Origin of the sequence: Comamonas thiooxydans, assembly GCF_000964545.1 — a bacterium.
Classification (GTDB): Bacteria; Pseudomonadota; Gammaproteobacteria; order Burkholderiales; family Burkholderiaceae_C; genus Comamonas; species Comamonas thiooxydans.
Map to the genome: position 1 here is coordinate 1 of NZ_BBVD01000041.1, position 1138 is coordinate 1138.

1 protein-coding gene is annotated in these 1138 nt (G+C 59.8%); it reads right to left on the bottom strand.

Features of this window, described 5'->3' with window-relative positions; genetic code table 11:
- The coding region (tuf, locus tag Cth01_RS23915) for an elongation factor Tu (protein WP_063665460.1) at window positions 1–1138 on the bottom strand (1138 nt) is incomplete at both ends.

Genomic DNA, 1138 nt, shown 5'->3' on the forward strand with positions numbered 1-1138 from the left:
CGCCCACAGTACGACCACCTTCGCGGATAGCGAAGCGCAGACCTTCTTCCATGGCGATGGGGGAGATCAGCTTCACAGTGATCGACACGTTATCGCCAGGCATCACCATTTCCTTGCCTTCGGGCAGTTCGATGGAGCCGGTCACGTCAGTTGTACGGAAGTAGAACTGGGGACGGTAGTTGTTGAAGAAGGGAGTGTGGCGACCGCCTTCGTCCTTCGACAGCACGTAAACTTCAGCAGTGAAGTTGGTGTGGGGCTTGATGGAGCCGGGCTTGCACAGCACTTGGCCGCGTTCCACGTCTTCACGCTTGGTGCCGCGCAGCAGCAGACCCACGTTGTCGCCTGCTTGACCTTGGTCCAGCAGCTTGCGGAACATTTCCACGCCGGTGACGGTGGTCTTGACGGTGTCCTTGATACCGACGATTTCGATTTCTTCGCCGACCTTGACGATACCGCGCTCGATACGGCCGGTCACCACGGTACCACGACCGGAGATGGAGAACACGTCTTCCACGGGCATCACGAAGGCGCCGTCAACAGCACGCTCGGGAGTGGGGATGTAAGTGTCCAGAGCTTCGGCCAGCTTCAGGATGGCAGGCTCGCCCTTGTCGGACTGGTCACCTTCCAGGGCCAGCTTGGCGGAGCCGCGGATGATGGGGGTGTCGTCACCGGGGAAGTCGTACTTGGACAGCAGCTCGCGCACTTCCATTTCGACCAGTTCCAGCAGTTCTTCGTCGTCCACCATGTCGGCCTTGTTCAGGAACACGATGATGTAGGGCACGCCCACCTGACGCGACAGCAGGATGTGCTCGCGAGTCTGGGGCATGGGGCCGTCAGCAGCGGAGCAAACCAAGATAGCGCCGTCCATCTGAGCGGCACCAGTGATCATGTTCTTCACATAGTCAGCGTGGCCGGGGCAGTCCACGTGAGCGTAGTGGCGGTTGGCAGTTTCGTACTCAACGTGCGAAGTGTTGATCGTGATACCACGAGCCTTTTCTTCGGGGGCGTTGTCGATCTGCGAGTAGTCCTTGGCTTCACCGCCGAAGTGCTTGGACAGCACGGTAGCGATAGCAGCAGTCAGGGTGGTCTTGCCGTGGTCAACGTGACCGATGGTGCCCACGTTCACGTGGGGCTTGGT